The organism is Plesiomonas sp. ISS29, from assembly GCF_056522795.1.
The window spans coordinates 2,016,868-2,035,337 of record NZ_JAWRZQ010000001.1 but is presented as its reverse complement, the minus strand read 5'-3'; the positions used below and the strand labels follow the sequence as shown (position 1 = coordinate 2,035,337).

Sequence of the window (18,470 nt, the reverse complement as noted above, 5' to 3'; positions counted from 1 at the left end):
TTTCTCTTATTATACTTTACCAGCAACACCCTGCTCTTCTTTCTCATCTTTAACGAACGTAATGGCAGTAAATCCTAGAGTCAGAAAATAGTTATGTCGAAAATCTTTCACGGCCTTAGAACCTTTAGATGTTGCAGCAACCTGTTGTTCCATCATGATAAATGCTTTTAAATCAATGCCTTCAGCTTTAGCTACTGCTTCATACATATCGTGGTACTGTGTGTAAGCAAACGGGATCTCTTTAGATTTACCTTTAAAGGTATAAACGATTCTGCGTGCCATTAAGGCCTCCTAAAAAAGCGCTCACTATACTGGAAATTCTCTCTGAGTACAGTATTGCGTTTATCTAGCACTACAACCTACGAGATTGCCAGTATACCTGTCGCCAGTATTGATTGTTCATAGATGATTTCACTACACCTGAAGATGTTGATGCATGAATGAAACTGTCATTATCAGCGTAAATACCTACATGCAACCCATTCGGCCCTCTTCCTGTGCGGAAAAAGACCAGATCCCCAGGTTGAAGATCGCTTTTAGTGACTTTAGTACCTTTGCGTGCCTGTGCTGATGTGGTTCGTGGAAGCCCAAGCGCAAAGCGATCTTTAAATGTTACTGAAACAAAACCGGAACAATCCACGCCTCGTTTTGTCATTCCACCAAGGTGATAAGGCGCACCGTACCAGTCATCAAGCTGTTCATGCAGAGCTGCAATCACCATAATGGGATCACCGAGTGAGCCTTTAATCGATGAACTCTTTTTTGTAGGTGTAGACGAACAAGCAGCTAACAATAATATTAAGGTTATCAAACCAACAAAGCGAAATGAAAATATCCTTATCATAAGTGATTACCGTTATTGTATTTTTAGACATCGGTTTTATACCGAAGAGGCACCCAACCATTAGTGACGTTGTCACATAGCATGATCCGCAAAACGCTTTACTTACCGCTATCGATTATGGGGTCAGCAACACATCCCGCCCTTCAACCCTGATACGTTTGAAAGGTACGCCATAAGTTGATGATAATTGTTGCTCGGTCATCACAGTACGCGTATCACCATAAGCAATACGCATACCCTCTTGCATAATCCACACCTGATCAGAATTGCAGAGTGTATGGTTAAGATCATGACCGGTCATAATAATCGTTAACCCTTTGCTTTTTAATGTTTTCAATAAATCATTCACGATAACCTGATGAGCCACATCCAACGCTGTCATCGGCTCATCTAAAAATAGCATGCTAACGGTAGCGTTAATATCTGGCCAGACTTGTAAAAGAATAGAGACTAAACGAACCCGTTGCCACTCTCCACCTGAAAGTTGTGATATCCGGCGCTGTAATTTATCGGTTAACAATAACCGCTCAATTAGCATAATAATAACAGCTTCTACTTCCGGTGAAGCAACACCTTGATAATGCGCATAAATATACTGAAAGACCGGAATATCCATAGCAGGAAATTGCTGCTGGGATAAAAATCCGCGGATACCCGTTAATTCACGTAATGAAAGTGTGGATATATCGCAGTATTGCTGATGACGCGCATAACAAACTCTGCCTTTTTCGGGCGCTAACATACCGGCCATCACGGCAAGTAACGTACTTTTCCCTGCGCCATTAGGGCCGATCAAGTGGGTGATTTTATGAGGCTCTATTTCACCCGAAATCTGCTTTAAACGCCCATTCAGGCTAATATCCAACAACGTTAACATGGGTAGCCCTATTGGTATGAAACTCACATGATCAACCTAAGCCATGAGATATAAGTGCTGTAAAAAATAACCACACAACAAGAGGTGCCTGTATATTGCGTTTAATTTAGTCAGTTGTCATTTGGTTGAGTAACATCCACACAAACAGTGGTGCACCAATACTGGCAGTAACCACACCTACCGGTAACTCTGCAGCATTTAATGATAACCGAGCTAATAAATCAGCAAATACCAGAGCCATTCCACCGCCGATAAAACAGGCAGGTAATAAATAGTGCTGATCGGTAAAACCGGCAAGACGCAGTAAATGGGGAATAATTAAACCAACAAAACTTATCACACCAGCCAATGCAACACTCGTTCCCACAATAAAGGCAACAGCAACAACAAGAAATCCGCGTAACCACCGGATATTTAACCCTAATTGTCTTGCTGATGACTCCCCTAACAAGAGTAAGTTAAATGAGGCAGATTGCCGAAGTAACCAGATTACTGGCAGTAATAACAGCGGTAACATTACCAGCTGATCCCAGCTGATCCCGCTGAAACTCCCCATCATCCAGTACATTAACTGGCGCAAACTTAAATCATCACTTAGGTATACCATCCATGTCATCATTGCGCCGCTTAAAATGCTAAAAGCTACCCCCATCAGCAACAGCCGTGCATTGTTCAACCGCTTTGCATGTGCAAGCCACAACAAAAACAGGGTAATAACCAGTGCTCCAACAATTGCCAACAGGCTCACTAACCAAATTGGAGGAAAACCATGAAACCACCACATAACAATAACCAGCAAAACTCCCGAGCCATTTGATAGCCCGAGTAATCCGGGCTCAGCCAAGGGGTTTGCAAATAAATTTTGCATTGATGCTCCGGCAATGGCCAATGCACCACCAACACATAACGCAGCAATCATGCGTGGTAAGCGCAGCTCAAAAACCAGCGTTTGTGCAATAGGTGTATTCCACTGTGCCGGCCACAACCACTGCTCCCCAGCCATTAGGCTAAAAAGTATCATCAGCAATAAAAGAGTGCTCATCACAAAAATCTTATGGCGGCAGCGGCGATGTTGCAATTCAATCAAAGGATAAAAAGACATTAAGATTTCAAATTATTATGTAGAAGCGCAGGAATAGAAATGGGCACCGCAGTCAAACATGCACGCTGCCCTATCGCAACATTAAGGTTGGGGAAAACAATGGTCTCGTATGGTTGCTCAATGTAGTAGTTTATCTCACCATCAACAGCAAAATGGTCACCTTGCTGAAATGTGGAAAAATTCGGTAAATCATCCAAAAAAAGAAACCGAAAATCATCACTATTACGGCGAATCTCACGGCAGACAGCAAATAATTTGACGTCTGCTACTGATTGCGGCCATACATAATTTTCCTGACTACAAAAGTTTATCAGTTGTGTGCGCAATAAGGTTAATGCATGGGGATCATTTTGCCCAAAGGGAGCGGCCTTTCCAAGTTCAAGAGTAAACGCATGAGCGGAAAACTCTTTACTTGAAAAATAACTGAACGTAGTGGTCGGAGTATTCATCAGTACAGCGGTTTTAATCCCACATGCAGATAAAAACGCCAATTGTTCTAAATTGTGGGTTGCGTCATGTAAATAGGGATAAATGGCAAATTTTTCATAGCGCGAGCGGCGTAAAGCGGTGTGAAAATCATAGTGATAACGTGCCCGAGTAGCTCCGCCTTCACGAAAAAAACGATCAACATAGGCTTCAAGTTTTGCTGCTCGATCGCGTTCACGCGAGCGGCCGCCAAGATGCGCCCCACTGAATAAGCGGTTTAAGTTATCGCGAATTTCACGCACATTGGCATTAATCGCCGCGGGGTTACCAAAAATAAACATTACCCGCTGATTCACCTGCCATTTTTCAAGCAGTAAAGTCTGAACTAAATCAGAGAGTAGCTCAATAGGCGCAGTTTCATTGCCATGTAGACCACATGACAAAATAATATCTCGATCAGAGTGAGTTTGAGGTGCAAAGATGATGACACCGGTATCCCAGATAGAGACTTTTGTGCCGTTATTTAACGTAAATTCACTGGCGGATAAGTGCCACTCATGTGCTAATGAAAGACTTAAAAAGTCACCATTTAACAACTCAACAAGTCGCATAAAAAACCTCCGTTGATGTCGCCAAATTTATCACTACTCAATTTTCGCCATCCTAGCGCAGAACGATATAGAGTAAAAATATCGGCCTTAAAAAACGATTAAAAAAGGCTACCATAAATGAGGTAGCCTTTAGGGATAAATAGCACGGGTGCTGAATAATCAGCCCTGAAAACAGGCGGCTAAAAAAGAGCAAAAAGATGCGCGCTATATACGCGCAATCTCAGGGAATCTACTCTTTCACATCAGTGCCTTCGACACGTGCTTTTAATTTTTGCCCCGGCTTAAAGGTTACAACCCGACGAGCTGTAATCGGAATGTCTTCACCGGTTTTAGGATTACGCCCAGGCCGCTGGTTTTTATCACGAAGTTCAAAGTTTCCGAAACCAGACAGCTTAATCTGTTCGCCATTCTCCAAAGCCTTTCTGATTTCCTCGAAAAACGCTTCAACCAGATCCTTGGCATCTCGTTTACTGAGTCCGAGGCTTTCAAACAGATTCTCTGCCATTTCGGCTTTGGTGAGTGCCATAGATTTAGTCCCTCAAGGATGCATGAAATCTTACTTTTAACGCTTCCACTATGTTCGACACAGCGTTAGCGATTTCCTCTTCTTCCAGTGTACGGGAAGTGTCTTGCAGAACGAGGCTCACCGCCAAGCTCTTACAACCATCATTTACACCCTTTCCACGGTACACGTCAAATAAGTTTACGCCAACTAACTGATTTCCGCCAACTTTCTGGCATTCATCAACAATATTTTGTGCAGAAACTGCTTCATCCACCACAATAGCGATATCTCGACGGTTCGCAGGGAAACGTGAAATACTCTGCGCTGAGGCGATCATGCGCTGAGAGATCTTATCCCACTGCACTTCAAACAGCATAGTACGGCCATTCAGATCAAGCTTACGCTCGAGTTCTGGGTGCAGCGCACCAATCAGACCAATTTGCTCGCCATCTAAAAACAGTGCAGCGCTTTGTCCAGGATGCAGAGCTGGGTTAGATGTAGTTTGGAATTTAATATCAGCCAAACGGCCTGTCAGCTCCAGAACCGCTTCCAAATCCCCTTTCAGGTCAAAAAAGTCAACAGTTTTGCTTTCCTGAGCCCAGTGCTCACCACTGCGGTTACCGGTAATTAAACCGGCCAGCATGGTTTCTTGGCGAACACCATTCTCTGCTGTAGCATCAGGAACAAAACGCAAACCACTTTCGAACAAACGTACACGAGGCTGCTGGCGGTTTTGGTTGTACACTGCTGCACCGAGTAAACCAGACCACAGTGACAAACGCATTGCCGACATTTCAACAGAAATTGGGTTTGGCAAAATCATTGCTTCTTCATTCGGATGCAATAATGCCTGAATTTTCGGATCAACAAAGCTGTAGGTAATCGCTTCTTGATAACCACAATCTACCAATGCGGCTTTGACTCGCTTAAGTGGTAAGTTTGACTCTTTATGGTCATTCATACGCAACTCAGCCAGCGGAGCTTCATTCGGGATATTGTTGTAACCAAAGATACGGGCCACCTCTTCGACCAGATCTTCTTCAATTTCCATATCAAAACGCCAAGATGGCGCAACTGTTGTCCAGCCTTCTGCTGTTTTGCTTACCTGACAACCCAAGCGGGTTAGAATGTCGGTTACCACATCATCTTTAATGACATAGCCAATCAGTGAATCCAGTTTGTGACGGCGTAACGTGATGGTTGCAGCCTGTGGCAAATTGCTTGCAGAGGTCACATCAATCACTGGGCCTGCTTCACCACCGCAAATTTCAAGCAGTAATGCCGTTGCACGCTCTAGCGCTTTATATTGCATAGCGTGATCAACACCACGCTCAAAACGGTGTGATGAGTCAGTATGCAAACCATAAGCACGCGCACGGCCAGTAATACTCAGCGGGCTAAAGAATGCACACTCGAGCAGCACATTTTGCGTATCAGCCGTAACGCCTGAATACTCACCACCAAAAATACCGGCCATTGCCAGAGGTTGTTTATGATCAGCAATAACCAGTGTATCGCTGCGTAACGTAACCTCGTTGCCATCGAGCAGCGCTAGCTTTTCACCTTCTTCTGCCATACGTACAACAATACCGCCGTCGATTTTACTTTCATCGAATGCATGCATCGGCTGCCCCATCTCAAGCAGCATATAGTTGGTGATATCAACTACTGGATCAATCGAGCGAATACCACAACGGCGCAGTTTTTCCTGCATCCACAGTGGGCTTGCGGTATTCAGGTTGATCCCCTTGATGATGCGGCCTAAATAGCGCGGGCAAGCCTGAGGCGCATTTACTTTGATTGGTAGCACATTTTCAATGCTTGCAGCAACCGGGTTAATAGCAGGTTCAGTAACCAGTAAACGGTTCAGCACGCCGACTTCACGGGCGATACCCGCCATACCCAAGCAATCAGCACGGTTTGGTGTTAAGCCAATTTCAATAGCATTATCATTCAGTTGCAGGTATTCACGGACATCCATACCTACTGGCGCATCAGCCGGTAACTCAATAATGCCGTCAGATTCAACCGGAATTGCCAGCTCATCGAAAGAGCACAACATCCCCTCAGACGGTTGTCCGCGTAGTTTCGCTTTCTTAATCTTGAAATCACCCGGCAGCACTGCACCTACGATCGCACAGCAAACTTTCAGGCCTTGACGACAATTGGGCGCACCACATACGATATCAATGAGGGTATCGTTACCCACATCCACTTTGGTTACACGCAGTTTATCCGCATCGGGGTGCTGTGCGCACTCAACCACATGCCCTACCACGACACCGGTAAATGCACCGGCAACCGGCTCAACCGCATCAACTTCCAGACCGGCCATGGTGATTTGTTCTGACAGTTCTTCGGTGCTAATTGCGGGATTGACCCACTCACGCAGCCAAGATTCGCTGAATTTCATTGTATTCGACTCCCGAAATTATTTGAATTGCTTAAGGAAACGCAGATCGTTCTCAAAGAAAGAACGTAAATCAGTGACACCGTAACGCAACATGGTTAAACGCTCTACGCCCATGCCAAATGCAAAACCGGAATACACTTCAGGATCGATTCCTACGTTGCGCAGTACACTTGGGTGTACCATGCCGCAACCAAGCACTTCTAACCATTTGCCATTTTTACCCATAACGTCAACTTCAGCAGAAGGCTCGGTAAACGGGAAATAAGATGGGCGGAAACGAATGGTCAGGTCTTCTTCAAAATAATTACGCAGGAAGTCATGCAAAATGCCTTTTAACTGCGTGAAGCTGATGTTTTTATCAATCATCAAACCCTCAACCTGATGGAACATTGGTGTATGGGTTTGATCGTAATCGTTACGGTAAACACGGCCCGGCGCAATGATACGGATCGGCGGCTCTTCATTTTGCATGGTGCGAATCTGGACACCGGAAGTTTGTGTCCGCAGCAAACGGCGCGCATCAAACCAGAAAGTATCATGATCAGCACGTGCAGGATGATGGCCTGGAATATTCAATGCATCGAAGTTATGGAAATCATCTTCAATTTCGGGGCCATTAGCCACGCTGAAACCCAACTCACCGAAGAAAGTTTCAATACGTTCGATGGTACGTGTCACAGGGTGTAAACCCCCGTTCTCGATACGACGGCCCGGCAGTGAAACATCAATGGTTTCAGCGGCTAAACGAGCATTGAGGGCTGCGGATTCAAGCAGCTCTTTTTTGGCATTTAACGCATCTTGAACCTGTTGCTTAGCAAGGTTGATCACCTGACCTGCCGCCGGACGCTCTTCTGCCGGAACATTGCGTAAAGACTGCATTTGCAGGGTCATGTGCCCTTTTTTGCCCAGAAACTCAACACGCACGGTATCTAGCGCGGCGATATCATTCGCGTGCTCGATAGCGGCCTGAGCCTGTGCAACTAATTCTGCTAATTGCTGTTGCATGTGTATTCCTCAATTACCCCATAAAGGGAGTTGCTCGTAACCGTAACCTATCAATAAACAAGGATATTATCGTTTTCCTGTCTATTCACCAAATGCTAATACCATATCATGATCAAATCAGCATTTGCCGTCTTTAATACTGTGTCATTTTAGAGCGTTGTTCTGTGATTATTTGTGTCAAATCCACGATCAACCAACAAAAAAGCCTCCCGTTGGGAGGCTTTTTGCATTCGTCTTTCGTTTCTTTTCTCAACGCGAAGCAATCCTCCCTGTTTATTGGGGGATAAAGAAAAAAAAGAAACGAAAGATGATGCCGGAATAATAAGTCATTCTGTAATTTATTTGTTGTATCAGTTAACGCCATTTGGTAAAAAATAAGGGAGGCAATGCCTCCCTTACCTATTGAACTAGCTTATGCCAGTGCTGCTTTCGCTTTTTCTACCAGAGCAGCAAATGCTACTTTGTCGAATACTGCGATATCAGCCAAGATCTTACGATCGATTTCAATAGAAGCTTTCTTCAAACCGTTGATGAAACGGCTGTAAGACATGCTGTTCTGACGTGCTGCAGCGTTAATACGTGCAATCCACAGCTGACGGAACACACGCTTTTTCTGGCGGCGGTCACGGTAAGCATATTGGCCTGCTTTAATTACTGCTTGGAAAGCAACACGATAAACGCGAGAACGGGCACCGTAGTAACCTTTCGCTGCTTTCAGAACTTTTTTGTGACGTGCACGTGCAGTCACACCACGCTTCACACGAGCCATGGTTATCTCCTAATCGTCTTAAACCTGAAAAAAAATGTTATGCGTACGGCAGACACGCTACTACCAGAACCAGGTCGGACTTAGCAACCATGGACTTGTGACGTAGGTGACGCTTACGAGTAGTCGATTTCTTAGTCAGGATATGACGCAGGTGAGACTGCTTACGCTTAAAACCACCAGAAGCAGTTTTCTTAAAGCGCTTAGCGGCACCGCGCACGGTTTTCATTTTTGGCATGAGTATCTACTCCGCATTGTTAATTGAAACGAACCAGCTAGGCGAGCTATGTTGGCACCAAAATGCCAACATAAACTACTTGTATATGCCTTACTGTTTCTTCTTAGGTGCGAGCACCATAATCATCTGACGTGCTTCAATTCGGCTCGGATACGATTCAACTACAGCAAGTTCTGCTAAGTCGTCACGGATACGGTTAAGAACTTCAACACCGATTTGTTGGTGAGCCATTTCACGACCACGGAAACGCAGTGTGATTTTAGCTTTATCGCCTTCTTCCAGAAAACGAATCAGGTTGCGTAGTTTGACCTGATAGTCGCCTTCATCTGTACCAGGACGGAATTTAATTTCCTTAACCTGAATAACTTTTTGATTTTTCTTTTGCTCTTTCGCAGCCTTGCTCTTTTCATAAAGGAATTTGCCGTAATCCATGATACGACAAACTGGCGGCTCTGCTGTAGGACTGATCTCTACCAGATCAACGCCTGCTTCTGCTGCTTTTTCACGAGCATCAAGGATGCTAACAACACCGATTTGCTCGCCGTCTACGCCGATCAGACGGACTTCACGGACGCGAATCTCTTCGTTAATACGGTTTGGTCGCGTCGGTTGAACTCGTTTTGCGCCTTTAATAAGCTTATTCCTCTAAAAGATTCAAATTACGGCTGCGAATTTCTTGCTTCAAATGAGCAATGAATTCGTCAACATTCATACTGCCTAGGTCTTTACCGCGGCGAGTGCGTACGGCGACTTGGCCGCCTTCCACTTCTTTATCGCCACAAACCAGCATGTACGGTACACGCCGTAAAGTGTGTTCGCGGATTTTAAAGCCAATCTTCTCATTTCTCAAGTCTGATTTTACTCTCAGACCCGCAGATTGCAGCTTTTCGGTCAATTCGCGTACATAATCGGCTTGGTTATCAGTAATATTCATGATAACCGCTTGTACCGGTGCTAGCCATGACGGGAAGTACCCTGCGTACTCTTCGATTAAAATACCGATGAAACGCTCGAGTGAACCCAAAATTGCACGGTGAATCATGACTGGTACGTGGCGTTCGTTATTTTCACCAACGTAAGAGGCATTTAAACGACCAGGCAGTGCAAAGTCGAGCTGGATAGTACCACATTGCCATGCGCGATCTAAACAATCGTGCAAGGTAAATTCAATTTTAGGGCCATAAAATGCCCCCTCACCCGGTTGAAGATCAAAATCTAAGCCATTTGCACGAAGTGCTTCGGCCAGACCCTCTTCGGCTTTATCCCATGTTTCATCGGAACCAATGCGCTTTTCCGGGCGTGTTGATAATTTTACTGCAATATTCTGGAAACCGAAAGTACTGTAGACGTCGTAAACCATTTTAATACAATTGGTTACTTCTTCTTGTACTTGATCTTCGGTACAGAAAATATGCGCATCATCTTGGGTGAAGCCGCGTACACGCATTAGGCCATGCAGTGAGCCTGATGGCTCATTACGGTGGCAGCAACCAAATTCAGCCATACGCAGTGGCAGATCACGGTAAGATTTCAAACCTTGGTTGAAAATCTGTACGTGGCCCGGGCAGTTCATTGGTTTAATCGCGTATTCACGGTTCTCTGATGAGGTGGTGAACATTGCTTCAGAGTATTTTTCCCAATGGCCTGAACGCTCCCACAGCACGCGGTCCATCATGAATGGGCCTTTGACTTCTTGGTAGTCATACTCGCGCAGTTTCATGCGAACAAACGCTTCTAGCTCACGGAAGATAGTCCAGCCATCATTGTGCCAAAATACCATGCCCGGTGCTTCTTCCTGCATATGATACAGGTCAAGCTGCTTGCCGATTTTACGGTGGTCACGTTTTGCTGCTTCTTCTAAACGCTGTAGATAAGCGCTCAGTTGCTTTTTATCTGCCCACGCTGTGCCGTAGATACGTTGCAGCATTTTATTGCTGCTATCGCCACGCCAGTACGCACCTGCAATTTTTTGCAGTTTAAAGTGGTGGCAAAAACGCATGTTAGGAACATGCGGGCCACGGCACATATCTACGTACTCTTCGTGGTGATATAGACCCGGCTGGTCATCACGCGCAATATTTTCGTCAAGAATGGCGACTTTATAGTTTTCACCGCGCGCAGCAAAAGTGTCACGGGCTTCTTGCCAGCTCACTTTTTTCTTGATGACATCGTAATCTTTTTTTGCCAGCTCAAGCATGCGCTTTTCAAGCTGATCTAAGTCTTCCTGACTTAAGGTACGGTCAATATCGACATCGTAGTAAAAACCGTGGTCGATAACAGGGCCGATTGCCATACGGGTGTCTGGCCATAACTGCTTGATAGCATGACCTAACAGATGTGCGCAGGAGTGTCGTAAAATTTCGACACCGGCATCATCTTTTGCCGTAATAATAGCAACGTGCGCATCTTGTTCGATCAGATCGCTGGCATCTGCCAGTTCACCGTTGATGCGGCCAGCAATACAGGCTTTCGCCAGACCAGGGCCGATATCACGCGCGATATCCATAATAGAAACGGCATGCTCGAACTGACGCTGACTGCCGTCAGGAAGGGTAATAACAGGCATAATGATTCCTTATTCTGCAGTGGTGACCCACACGAAAGATCACATACAGGCTGTAAATCTATCAAATAATAGATGAGTACTCTGGTATCTCGACTCACTCTGCGAGAATGGTTTATGACAATCGGTTGATTTGATTTTCAAAGCAACACGATCGTTAGCAAAACCACCAGTTCGCATAAATCCTACCATACAAAAATACGCTGAGCCTACGCGAATAAAGAAATACCGAGCAGGTTTATCGTTAACAGCGATTTCTTGTTTATATTTAACACAACTGTTTCGCTCAACTGTGCACTGACTCAGGGATTGCGCTAAATTTATACGCTAGTTTTATGGAATTGAAATAACACGCCTGCAACCTTTCACCTGTAACTTTACGTAAGGGGTAACACCATGTGGCATACCGTCTGTACGTTGTTAAGTGAACACTTCCAATACGCTTATGTCATTTCAGAAAAGACGGCGCTGCGAGGTGGTGAGGTATCCGAAAGCTATTTCATCTCTAACGGACATGATCCGGTTTTTGTAAAAGTGAATGATCTCTCTTTGCTGCCGCAGTTTCAGGCAGAATATGATGCTCTTTCATTACTGAGCAGCACAGAAACAGTGCGCGTTCCAACCCCTTATGCTGTAGGCACATTCAGAAATAAAAGCTTCCTTCTCATGGAATATATTGATCTTGCTCCGATCAATACGATAGATGCCGCCGAGTTAGGTGCTCAATTGGCCTGCTTGCATTTGTGGGGTGAGCAGCTGAAGTTTGGATTTGATGAGGATAACGGTTTAGCTAGCACGCCACAGCCTAATAGTTGGCAACTTCGCTGGGATACGTTTTTTGCTGAGCAGCGTATTGGCTGGCAGTTACAGTTATGCCAAGAGAAAGGCATTTATTTTGGGGATATCAAGCAGATTGTCGGGGCGGTAAGAGAGCTTCTTTCAGGGCATACGGTTGAGCCTTCTCTGTTGCTTGGCAATCTGTTAAGCCACCATTGTGGTAGCTCATCAACCGGCCCTGTGGTTTTTAACCCAGCCTGTTACTGGGGAGATCGAGAGTGCGATATTGCAGCAAGTGAATTGGCAAATACGTTGTTCCCCCCCCTACCGGCAACATTTCAGCAGGCTTATGAGCGGTTAAGCCCACTTTCCAACGGTTATAGTCAGCGTAAGAGCATTTATCAGCTCTATCATTTGCTAAATTTATGTAATTTGTTTGGCGGGGACTATTTGGCGCGGGCACAAACCGTGATCGACCGTATGGTTTTTCGTTCTTGATAGTGGTTTTGGTGGTTATCCATATGAGCTATATTGTATAAGCTGTGACAATAATAAGGACTATAGGTGTTTGTAAGTACATAACACCTAATCTCAAAGGAGTGATGTAATGCTTAAAGCTGCCATATTTGATATGGATGGATTATTGGTTGATTCTGAGCCGTTTTGGCAGCAGGCTCAGATAGATGTACTACGCCCGCTGGGCGTGGATATTACTTTGCAAGACACAATGCTGACAACTGGGGTGCGTATCGATCAGATAGTCAATCTGTGGTACAGCCGTTTTCCGTGGTCTGGCATAGGTAAAGAAGCGGTTGTCGGGCAAATTGTGCAGCGTGTGGGTGATTTGGTAGCACGCTATAAGCCTATGATGCCGGGTGTTATTGAGGTTTTAAGTCTGTGCCGTAAGTGTGATTTAAAAATCGGGCTAGCCTCTTCTTCCCCGCTTGAACTGATTCATCAGGTACTTGATGCGCTTTGTTTAACGCACTGTTTTGATGCTATTGAATCAGCAAAATCTCTTCCTTACGGAAAACCTCATCCCGAGGTTTACCTTAAATGTGCGCAGGCTTTACATGTTCAGCCAATACAGTGTATTGCGTTTGAGGATTCACTGCCGGGGTTAATTGCAGCCAAGGCCGCCCGCATGCAGACGGTTGTAGTCCCCGATAAGTTACTGTTAGATGATCCGCGCTGGTCAATTGCTGATCACTGCTTATCCAGTTTGCAGCTGGTCAGTTATCTGCACCTGAAATAATTTCCTGAATTTAACAATATATTCGTGTTTAACTACACGTTTAGCGTAGTTAGCAGCGTTTAAAAAAATATAGCTGCGTATCCCAATAAATAGACTAAAATGCCATGATGCTGGGATACACAGCCTATATTGTATTTTCAACAGTACTAATTTACCTGCACTTAGCACGTTTATATTGCGGTATAACGCTGAAAATGAAACCGCTCTTGCTGCTCGATATCACCCCATTCAATAATCAGTGGATGCGTGTAGGCCGGAGAGTTGACTACCAACGTATGAAACTCACCCCGCTCTCCACAGGGGTCAGCCTGTTCGGGTAAGTGCTGGAGTAATTGCTTATCAAAACGCTGACCGCAAAACTCGCCGGATAATTGTGTGGTATCAATACTGACTAGATAGGTTTCTATGTTCCGGGCAATGATCTCTTGTGCCAGCTCAGTGGTGGGCTGCCCCATTAGTGGGAAATACGTACCCCACCCCTGCGGCTCAAGGTAGCTGCGGCGAAACTCCGCGATTCCATCAAGAAATAGATCACCAAATGCTAGAGTATCAAACGCAAGTTCACTTTGTTTTAGCGCCTTAACTATAGAAGTTGTGTAAACAAGGTTGTTCGGCCAAACCGGCAGTGGAATTTCAATCAGCGGTAAACCCATTCGTTGTGCCTGCAACCGAACTACGCTGATCGGTGTGCCTTGAATCGGCACTTCATCCTCAGACTCTGAATAGGTGGTAAACAGCCCGACAATATGGCAGTTCGGATCTTCTTGCATTCGCAACAAGGCGAGCATGGCATCTTTGCCGGAGCTCCAACTGAGTAAAACGTTCATCATTCATACATTCTCTGTGCAAGTTGACGGAGCTAATCCGGTGTGATTGAGCGCTGCTACAGGTTGTGCTGCCAGAATACGGGTTACGGTATCGACAATAGCTTGGGTTTGCGGGTCAATTTCAATGTTTACCTTTTCACCCAAACGCCGCTGCCCCAAAGTAGTTCGCTCACGGGTTTCAGGAATTAAGTTTACGCAAAACCGTGACTTGGTGGTTTCCCCAACCGTTAAACTGATACCGTCAACACCGATATAGCCTTTATCGAGCACATATTTCATCAGTTCAACCGGCAATTTAAACCAGATTTGATGGTTTGTTTCTGATGTCAGTATCCGCACCACTTCTGCGGTAGCCATAATATGGCCTGACATGGCATGCCCGCCAATTTCATCACCAAAACGGGCTGCTCTTTCAATATTGACCCAATCACCGCACTGCAACAGACCTAAATTGGTGATGCGCAATGTCTCTTTCATAAGATCAAAGCTGACGTTGTTCCCATCAATCTGTGTCACGGTCAGACAGACGCCATTGTGTGCAACCGATGCACCGGTCTCAAGCTGATGTAATAAGGTGTCGGGTAACGAGACAACATGTGTACGGAAATGGTCTTTTTCTGTAATCGAAATGAGTTGGGCTTTTCCTTGCACGATTCCTGTAAACATGACTGATTTCTCGATTCCGGATGATAAAATAATAAATTAGCAATTTAGCCTGTTTATTTTAGCTGATACAGCAACGATTTTTAATTCAAAACAAAATCCTAGCGTAATTGTTTGCTACCATAACGTTAACCAGTAGAATTAGTGGGTTTACCCTGATTCGAGGGTGATGCTATCACGGCATATTCCGCTGACAAAAAACGCATTGTTGTCAGCGGAGTGCCTTTTTTTCATTGCGGAGTGTTTGTGCAACGATATCGTTTAGAAGCTAAAAGCCTGTTAAAACTGGCTATTCCCGTGTTAATTGCTCAGGTAGCACAAACTTCCATGGGGTTTATTGATACTGTCATGGCGGGCAAGGTCAGTGCTGCAGATATGGCCGCTGTAGCCATTGCATCGTCCATCTGGTTGCCTGCTATTTTGTTCGGGCACGGATTATTGATGGCATTAACCCCTATTATTGCGCAGCTTAATGGCTCAGGCCGACGCAATAGAATCGGCCATAAAGTGCGCCAAGGGTTCTGGATGGCGTGGTTGATCTCTATCCCTATCATGTTGGTGCTTTACGGCAGCCGTATTATTGTCGAACAGATGGATATTGACCCACACCTGACTGACCTCACGGTTCGTTATTTACAAGTGATTATGTGGGGTGTTCCGGGTTATCTGATGTTTGCCGTGCTGCGCTCATTCAATGAAGGGCTTTCCAAAACAAAGCCCGGCATGGTGATTGGTTTTATCGGATTACTGATTAATATTCCGGTGAACTATATATTTATCAACGGTAAATTCGGGATGCCAGCACTCGGAGGTGTTGGTTGTGGTGTTGCAACGGCAATGGTTTATTGGTCAATGTTTATCATGATGATGCTATATGCCACCCGTGCACGCAGCTACCGTGATATTAACGCCTTTACCCATTGGGAGAAGCCCGATTTAAAAACTCTGAACAAGCTGATGCGACTGGGTTTCCCGATTGCTATGGCGATGTTCTTTGAGGTGACTCTGTTTGCCGTGGTTGCGCTGCTGGTCTCTCCGCTCGGTACGACGATTGTCGCCGGACACCAGATTGCAATGAATTTTAGCTCGATGGTCTTTATGCTGCCGCTCTCTATGGGGATTGCCGTAACAATCCGTGTAGGCCACCGTTTGGGTGAGAAATTACCGGAAGATGCACGGGTAGCAGCCATTACCGGGCTGGTGGTTGGATTCTCTCTAGCGATGTCTACCGCTATCCTGACCATTTTGTTCCGTGAAAATATCGCCAATATTTATAACAGTGATCCGCAGGTTATTCACGTTGCCATACAGCTAATGGTATTTGCCGGTATTTACCAGTGCTCTGACTCTATTCAAGTGGTTGGCAGTGGTGTGCTGCGCGGTTACAAAGATACCCGTGCTATTTTCGTGATCACGTTTATCTCTTACTGGCTGATTGGTTTACCGATTGGTTATGTATTGGGCCGGACAGATTATCTGGTTGCGCCGATGGGTGCTCACGGTTTTTGGATTGGTTTTATCAGCGGATTAACCACTGCTGCTCTGCTCTTTATTCTGCGAATTCGTTGGTTACAGCGTCAAGACAGCCATAAGATCCTAGCAATGGCGAGCCGCTAAACTCAGTTTAGCAAAGAAGCCTTTTAGACTTTAAAGCAGCACATTGTGCTGCTTTTTTTTCGTTTAATCATGTATGTAGGCAATATAAGGATAAAGAGTACGGCTCACAAATGGCCGGTAATTATCTTATATTCAGATACATTTAGAGTGATATAGATGCAACAAAGCCCGCATAATGCGGGCTTTGTCTAAAATGTGGTACACCCAAGTGGACTCGAACCACCGACCCCTACCATGTCAAGGTAGTGCTCTAACCAACTGAGCTATGGGTGTAAAGTTAACGTTAGCTTAAAGTAAACAGCCTATAATCATCATATATTTGATTGGTACACCCAAGTGGACTCGAACCACCGACCCCTACCATGTCAAGGTAGTGCTCTAACCAACTGAGCTATGGGTGTATCACATATTGATTACGCTTTACTTTATGGTGCGTCCTAGTGGACTCGAACCACCGACCCCTACCATGTCAAGGTAGTGCTCTAACCAGCTGAGCTAAGGACGCACATTACAGCAACGCAGGTTTTCCGTTGCCAGAAAACGAGGTGAATATTAACGATGAACCGCGGTGCTGGCAAGCTTGAAATATCAAAAAAGCTAGCTAACTTAACTGTTTGCATTAAATATAGCCAATTTGCTCTTTTCACCGCCCTAGCTGGCCAGCAAATATACGCTATTACACAAAATCATTTTTGTCTGTAATACTGATTTGCTAGCATTATTGACTATTATGCTTGCTAAACTGACAGGAATACTCTGATGACTAACAGCACTACGCAACTGACTGAGCAACAAATGACTGCTATCGATCAACTCGCTCGTGCGCAAGTTGATGATATCAATAGTGATGAGATTTTATGGCATTCAGTTGAACAGTATATGGAAAGTATGACTGAGCATATGAAAACCTATTTTCTAGCTCGGGTGCACTTTCACCGTAATGCAAACCGTCAGGACTGAAAAAACAAAGTGGCAATAGTTTACCCTAAAGGTATACCACTGCCACTTTATCATCAAAATAATGGGTGAAACGGTATTAACGTTTTGCTGCCGCAGGAATTTTTGCAGGTTTACTGCCTTCTAACCATTGGCGAATACGATTGGCATCACCAATCGGGGTGCGTTTTCCAACCGAGTCGAGCAACACGATAGTCAGATCATCTCTGCCAGGTTTAGCCCGCATTACAAGGCAACGCCCTGCTTCATCAGTAAACCCGGTTTTGCTCAGACGCACATTCCAGCTGTCATTTTTTACCAGTGGATTAGTATTAAAGAACTGTAATGCGTACGATGGCGTGCTAAAACGCATCTCTCGGTTTTCTGTCTGCGTAAACTGGCGAATCAACGGTTGTGCGTATGCCGCTTTCACCAATTTTGCCAAATCATTGGCCGTTGACACATTGTGCGTAGATAAACCGGTTGAGTCAGCAAAGCGGGAACGCGTCATTTTTAACGCTTTCGCTTTTCTGTTCATCGCTTTCACAAACGCAGGCTTACCACCCGGATAGTGTCGTCCCAATGCTGATGCCATACGATTTTCGGATGACATCAGAGCCAATAAAAGCGCATCACGACGCGTTATTTTTGTACCAAATTTAATCCTTGAATGCGTATTTTTCAACGAATCACGATCACGCTGATCAACGGTGATAATCTCATTCAAGTTTTGCTTTGCATCCAATACCACCAGTGCCGTCATCAATTTAGTGACCGATGCAATAGGCACAACTTTATTCGGATTTTTGGCATACAGCGTTTTCCCCTTACGGGTATCGATCACCAAAGCGCTCGCAGAAGCTAGCTTCAACGATGAGTCTGATGACGATGATGCCTCTGCAGGCGTTATGCTCGTGACCAATACAGAGAGAGTCAGCGCACAAACAACCCCCAGAATGCGACTCCTTTTGCTCATAAACGCTCCATCAATTCCGTTTAATTAACATATAAATATAGTGGCTGAATTACTATTCCGGTACAGACG

At 45.1% G+C, this 18,470-nt stretch carries 19 protein-coding genes, 3 tRNA genes and 1 other annotated feature; of the genes, 4 read left to right on the top strand and 18 right to left on the bottom strand.

The genetic code is table 11. The annotated features are described in order from the left end of the window. Positions 1-9 precede the first annotated feature (9 nt). The 12 genes from AC1HDJ_RS09140 to thrS all read right to left on the bottom strand — a co-directional run bounded on the left by AC1HDJ_RS09140 (position 10) and on the right by thrS (position 11,353). Entirely contained in the window at positions 10-282 is a 273-nt protein-coding gene (locus AC1HDJ_RS09140) for a DUF2960 domain-containing protein (RefSeq protein ID WP_479535250.1), read from the bottom strand. A 70-nt stretch (positions 283-352) separates the two neighbouring features. Further along, a complete protein-coding gene (locus AC1HDJ_RS09135; protein ID WP_479535248.1) occupies positions 353-844 on the bottom strand; it encodes an NlpC/P60 family protein in 492 nt (163 codons plus the stop codon). 115 nt (positions 845-959) lie between these two features. Further along, a complete protein-coding gene (locus AC1HDJ_RS09130; protein ID WP_479535246.1) occupies positions 960-1,721 on the bottom strand; it encodes a vitamin B12 ABC transporter ATP-binding protein BtuD in 762 nt (253 codons plus the stop codon). A 106-nt stretch (positions 1,722-1,827) separates the two neighbouring features. Continuing rightward, the gene (gene btuC, locus AC1HDJ_RS09125; RefSeq protein ID WP_479535244.1) at positions 1,828-2,823 is read right to left on the bottom strand and encodes a vitamin B12 ABC transporter permease BtuC; all 996 of its coding nucleotides are present in this window, start codon (positions 2,821-2,823) and stop codon (positions 1,828-1,830) included. Next, on the bottom strand, positions 2,823-3,860 hold the full coding sequence (gene astE / locus AC1HDJ_RS09120) for a succinylglutamate desuccinylase (protein WP_479535242.1): 1,038 nt from the start codon (positions 3,858-3,860) through the stop codon (positions 2,823-2,825). The genes btuC and astE overlap by 1 nt, the downstream gene beginning before the upstream one ends. Positions 3,861-4,089: 229 nt before the next feature. Next, complete coding sequence (gene ihfA, locus AC1HDJ_RS09115) at positions 4,090-4,386, bottom strand: integration host factor subunit alpha (RefSeq protein WP_438621973.1); 297 nt, start codon at positions 4,384-4,386, stop codon at positions 4,090-4,092. 4 nt (positions 4,387-4,390) lie between these two features. Then, a complete protein-coding gene (gene pheT / locus AC1HDJ_RS09110) occupies positions 4,391-6,778 on the bottom strand; it encodes a phenylalanine--tRNA ligase subunit beta (protein WP_479535240.1) in 2,388 nt (795 codons plus the stop codon). 18 nt (positions 6,779-6,796) lie between these two features. Next, positions 6,797-7,783 carry a phenylalanine--tRNA ligase subunit alpha gene (gene pheS, locus AC1HDJ_RS09105; protein WP_438621975.1) on the bottom strand — a complete coding sequence of 329 codons (987 nt, stop codon included), beginning with the start codon at positions 7,781-7,783 and terminating at the stop codon, positions 6,797-6,799. Between the two features lie 195 nt (positions 7,784-7,978). Beyond that, positions 7,979-8,110, bottom strand: a sequence feature (Phe leader region). Between the two features lie 85 nt (positions 8,111-8,195). Beyond that, on the bottom strand, positions 8,196-8,552 hold the full coding sequence (rplT, locus tag AC1HDJ_RS09100) for a 50S ribosomal protein L20 (protein ID WP_438624108.1): 357 nt from the start codon (positions 8,550-8,552) through the stop codon (positions 8,196-8,198). Positions 8,553-8,589: 37 nt separating this feature from the next. After that, positions 8,590-8,787, bottom strand: a complete 198-nt coding sequence (rpmI, locus tag AC1HDJ_RS09095; RefSeq protein WP_010863568.1) for a 50S ribosomal protein L35 — start codon at positions 8,785-8,787, stop codon at positions 8,590-8,592. A 90-nt stretch (positions 8,788-8,877) separates the two neighbouring features. Beyond that, positions 8,878-9,420 (bottom strand): translation initiation factor IF-3, encoded by a 543-nt coding sequence (gene infC / locus AC1HDJ_RS09090; RefSeq protein ID WP_438624235.1) that lies wholly within the window; start codon positions 9,418-9,420, stop codon positions 8,878-8,880. 4 nt (positions 9,421-9,424) lie between these two features. Then, positions 9,425-11,353, bottom strand: coding sequence for a threonine--tRNA ligase (gene thrS / locus AC1HDJ_RS09085; protein WP_479535237.1), 1,929 nt, complete (start codon positions 11,351-11,353; stop codon positions 9,425-9,427). A 393-nt stretch (positions 11,354-11,746) separates the two neighbouring features. Here thrS and AC1HDJ_RS09080 point away from each other — a divergent pair, with 393 nt between their 5' ends. Both AC1HDJ_RS09080 and hxpB read left to right on the top strand, forming a co-directional pair. Beyond that, the gene (locus AC1HDJ_RS09080; protein WP_479535235.1) at positions 11,747-12,625 is read left to right on the top strand and encodes a fructosamine kinase family protein; all 879 of its coding nucleotides are present in this window, start codon (positions 11,747-11,749) and stop codon (positions 12,623-12,625) included. Between the two features lie 109 nt (positions 12,626-12,734). Beyond that, entirely contained in the window at positions 12,735-13,382 is a 648-nt protein-coding gene (gene hxpB, locus AC1HDJ_RS09075) for a hexitol phosphatase HxpB (RefSeq protein WP_479535233.1), read from the top strand. A 170-nt stretch (positions 13,383-13,552) separates the two neighbouring features. On the opposite strand, the gene AC1HDJ_RS09070 is transcribed toward hxpB, so the two are convergent. Then, positions 13,553-14,212, bottom strand: a complete 660-nt coding sequence (locus tag AC1HDJ_RS09070; RefSeq protein ID WP_479535231.1) for a Dph6-related ATP pyrophosphatase — start codon at positions 14,210-14,212, stop codon at positions 13,553-13,555. Further along, on the bottom strand, positions 14,213-14,875 hold the full coding sequence (locus tag AC1HDJ_RS09065; protein ID WP_479535229.1) for a riboflavin synthase subunit alpha: 663 nt from the start codon (positions 14,873-14,875) through the stop codon (positions 14,213-14,215). A 243-nt stretch (positions 14,876-15,118) separates the two neighbouring features. Here AC1HDJ_RS09065 and AC1HDJ_RS09060 point away from each other — a divergent pair, with 243 nt between their 5' ends. Continuing rightward, a complete protein-coding gene (locus AC1HDJ_RS09060; protein ID WP_479535227.1) occupies positions 15,119-16,489 on the top strand; it encodes an MATE family efflux transporter in 1,371 nt (456 codons plus the stop codon). A 196-nt stretch (positions 16,490-16,685) separates the two neighbouring features. Here AC1HDJ_RS09060 and AC1HDJ_RS09055 read toward each other — a convergent pair. The 3 genes from AC1HDJ_RS09055 to AC1HDJ_RS09045 all read right to left on the bottom strand — a co-directional run bounded on the left by AC1HDJ_RS09055 (position 16,686) and on the right by AC1HDJ_RS09045 (position 16,994). Next, a tRNA-Val gene (locus tag AC1HDJ_RS09055) sits at positions 16,686-16,762 on the bottom strand. A gap of 51 nt (positions 16,763-16,813) precedes the next feature. Continuing rightward, positions 16,814-16,890 (bottom strand) — tRNA-Val (locus AC1HDJ_RS09050). Positions 16,891-16,917: 27 nt separating this feature from the next. Then, positions 16,918-16,994: transfer RNA gene (locus AC1HDJ_RS09045), tRNA-Val, on the bottom strand. Positions 16,995-17,248: 254 nt separating this feature from the next. Between AC1HDJ_RS09045 and AC1HDJ_RS09040 the strand changes: the two genes are divergently transcribed. Continuing rightward, positions 17,249-17,449, top strand: a complete 201-nt coding sequence (locus tag AC1HDJ_RS09040) for a hypothetical protein (protein ID WP_479535225.1) — start codon at positions 17,249-17,251, stop codon at positions 17,447-17,449. A gap of 76 nt (positions 17,450-17,525) precedes the next feature. Here AC1HDJ_RS09040 and pbpG read toward each other — a convergent pair whose 3' ends face one another. After that, entirely contained in the window at positions 17,526-18,401 is an 876-nt protein-coding gene (gene pbpG, locus AC1HDJ_RS09035) for a D-alanyl-D-alanine endopeptidase (protein ID WP_479535223.1), read from the bottom strand. Positions 18,402-18,470: the final 69 nt, after the last annotated feature.

Bases quoted from the DNA above. Each gene is read 5' to 3' on its own strand.
- rpmI (WP_010863568.1), bottom strand. From the start codon at position 8,787: ATGCCAAAAATGAAAACCGTGCGCGGTGCCGCTAAGCGCTTTAAGAAA.
- AC1HDJ_RS09135 (WP_479535248.1), bottom strand. From the start codon at position 844: ATGATAAGGATATTTTCATTTCGCTTTGTTGGTTTGATAACCTTAATA.
- rplT (WP_438624108.1), bottom strand. From the start codon at position 8,552: ATGGCTCGTGTGAAGCGTGGTGTGACTGCACGTGCACGTCACAAAAAA.
- AC1HDJ_RS09070 (WP_479535231.1), bottom strand. From the start codon at position 14,212: ATGATGAACGTTTTACTCAGTTGGAGCTCCGGCAAAGATGCCATGCTC.
- pheT (WP_479535240.1), bottom strand. From the start codon at position 6,778: ATGAAATTCAGCGAATCTTGGCTGCGTGAGTGGGTCAATCCCGCAATT.
- AC1HDJ_RS09130 (WP_479535246.1), bottom strand. From the start codon at position 1,721: ATGTTAACGTTGTTGGATATTAGCCTGAATGGGCGTTTAAAGCAGATT.
- AC1HDJ_RS09040 (WP_479535225.1), top strand. From the start codon at position 17,249: ATGACTAACAGCACTACGCAACTGACTGAGCAACAAATGACTGCTATC.
- astE (WP_479535242.1), bottom strand. From the start codon at position 3,860: ATGCGACTTGTTGAGTTGTTAAATGGTGACTTTTTAAGTCTTTCATTA.
- pbpG (WP_479535223.1), bottom strand. From the start codon at position 18,401: ATGAGCAAAAGGAGTCGCATTCTGGGGGTTGTTTGTGCGCTGACTCTC.
- btuC (WP_479535244.1), bottom strand. From the start codon at position 2,823: ATGTCTTTTTATCCTTTGATTGAATTGCAACATCGCCGCTGCCGCCAT.
- ihfA (WP_438621973.1), bottom strand. From the start codon at position 4,386: ATGGCACTCACCAAAGCCGAAATGGCAGAGAATCTGTTTGAAAGCCTC.
- AC1HDJ_RS09080 (WP_479535235.1), top strand. From the start codon at position 11,747: ATGTGGCATACCGTCTGTACGTTGTTAAGTGAACACTTCCAATACGCT.
- AC1HDJ_RS09065 (WP_479535229.1), bottom strand. From the start codon at position 14,875: ATGTTTACAGGAATCGTGCAAGGAAAAGCCCAACTCATTTCGATTACA.
- hxpB (WP_479535233.1), top strand. From the start codon at position 12,735: ATGCTTAAAGCTGCCATATTTGATATGGATGGATTATTGGTTGATTCT.
- AC1HDJ_RS09140 (WP_479535250.1), bottom strand. From the start codon at position 282: ATGGCACGCAGAATCGTTTATACCTTTAAAGGTAAATCTAAAGAGATC.
- thrS (WP_479535237.1), bottom strand. From the start codon at position 11,353: ATGCCTGTTATTACCCTTCCTGACGGCAGTCAGCGTCAGTTCGAGCAT.
- pheS (WP_438621975.1), bottom strand. From the start codon at position 7,783: ATGCAACAGCAATTAGCAGAATTAGTTGCACAGGCTCAGGCCGCTATC.